This is a genomic window from Streptomyces sp. 13-12-16 (genome assembly GCF_002114215.1).
Lineage (GTDB): Bacteria > Actinomycetota > Actinomycetes > Streptomycetales > Streptomycetaceae > Streptomyces.
Map to the genome: position 1 here is coordinate 1 of NZ_NCTE01000540.1, position 1,841 is coordinate 1,841.

At 73.0% G+C, this 1,841-nt stretch carries 1 protein-coding gene; it reads left to right on the forward strand.

Going from position 1 to position 1,841, the window contains the following annotated elements; genetic code table 11:
- Positions 1 to 198 precede the first annotated feature (198 nt).
- Positions 199 to 1,698, forward strand: coding sequence for a hopanoid C-3 methylase HpnR (gene hpnR / locus B7767_RS21835; protein WP_085573696.1), 1,500 nt, complete (start codon positions 199 to 201; stop codon positions 1,696 to 1,698).
- The last annotated feature ends 143 nt before the right edge of the window (positions 1,699 to 1,841 follow it).

Consider the following 1,841-nt stretch of genomic DNA (forward strand, 5'->3'; position numbering starts at 1 on the left):
CCGCCCGGCCCGCTCCCGCCTCCGCCGGCGGGCGGCGTCCGGGCTCACGGGGGCCGACGCGCCGCGCCGCAGGACCACTCCTGCGGGCCGCGGGGTGCGTCCAGGCGGGCGTATGACGGGTACGCGGCCGCGTGTGCCGGGATACGAAGGGGGACACCGTTCCGTACCCGGTCCGTCCGACTCCGTGGCGAGGTCCCCATGCGTCTGCTGCTCGTCCACCCCAGCGCCCTGATGTACTCCGAGATCTTCCTCCGGCTCGAACCGCTGGGCCTGGAACGGGTGGCGGGCGCCGCCCGCGAGGCCGGTCACGAGGTCCGGGTCGTCGACCTCCAGGTGCTGGGCGTGAACCGGCTGCGCGACGAGGTGCGGTCCTTCCGTCCGGAGGCGCTCGGCGTCTCGCTCAACTACCTGGCGAACATCCCCGAGGCGATCGCGCTGGCCGCGCGGGTGAAGCGGGAGGTGCCGGACTGTTTCGTGTTCTTCGGCGGGCACAGTGTCTCGTTCGTCGCCGAGGAGGTCATCGAACAGGCGGAGGGCGCGGTCGACGCGGTGGTCCGCGGCGAGGGGGAACCGGCGATGGCCCCGCTGCTGGAGGCGGTGCGCGACGGCGGGGTGGAGGGCGTGCCGGGCGTCGTCACGGCGGCCGGGCGCGGGCCGGCGCCGCTGATGCTGCACGGCATCGACGGACCGCTCCCGGCCCGCGATCTGATGCGCAACCGGCGCCGCTACTTCATCGGCGAGCTCGACCCGTGCGCGTCCATCGAGTTCACCCGCGGCTGCCCCTGGGACTGCTCGTTCTGCTCGGCGTGGACGTTCTACGGCCGCAGCTACCGCAAGGCCTCGCCCGAGGCGGCGGCGGAGGACCTGGCGAGGGTCCGCGAGCCGAACGTGTTCATCGTGGACGACGTCGCGTTCATCCGGCCCGAGCACGGGAACGCCATCGCCGCCGAGGTGGAGCGTCGCGGCATCCGCAAGAAGTACTACCTGGAGACGCGCTCCGACGTCCTGCTGCGCCATCCCGAGGTGTTCGAGCGGTGGGCGCGGCTGGGGCTGCGCTACATGTTCCTCGGCATGGAGGCGATCGACGCCGAAGGGCTCGACCTGTACCGCAAGCGGGTCAGCCCGGACGAGAACCTGAAGGCGCTGGAGACGGCCCGCCGGCTCGGCATCAAGGTCGCGATCAACCTGATCGTGGACCCGGCCTGGGACGAGGAACGCTTCCGCGTGGTGCGGGAGTTCGCGCTGGCCGTGCCGGAGATCGTGCACTTCACGGTGATGACGCCGTATCCGGGCACGGAGATCTGGCACACCGAGTCGCGCCGGCTCACCACCCGCGACTACCGCCTCTTCGACATCCAGCACGCGGTGGTGCCGACGACGCTGCCGCTGGAGCGCTTCTACGAGGAGCTGGTGCGCACCCAGGCGGTCATCAACCGCAAGCACCTGGGGGTGCGCACGGCGTTCGGCGCGGCGCGCGTGCTCGGCCGCAACCTGCTGCACGGGCAGACCAACTTCGCCCGCATGCTGTGGAAGTTCAACCAGGTCTACAACCCGCGCCGGCAACTCGCCGACCACGCGCGGCCGGTGCGCCACGAGCTGCCGCTCCCCCAGCGCCTCGACGTCGGCGACCGGCGCAAGCTGTACGTCCACACGCGGGAAGCGACGCGGGGCGCGCCGACCGGCCGGACACCCGACTAGTCCGCTCCCGGGGCTCTTCCGCCATGGCGGTCGCCGTCCTCGCCTCGCTCGCCGCCGGTGCGTGCTTCGCCGTCGCGGGGGTCCTGCAGCAGTGGGCGGCGGCCGCGCGGCCGGACGCGGAGGCGCTCACCGCGCGGCTGCTG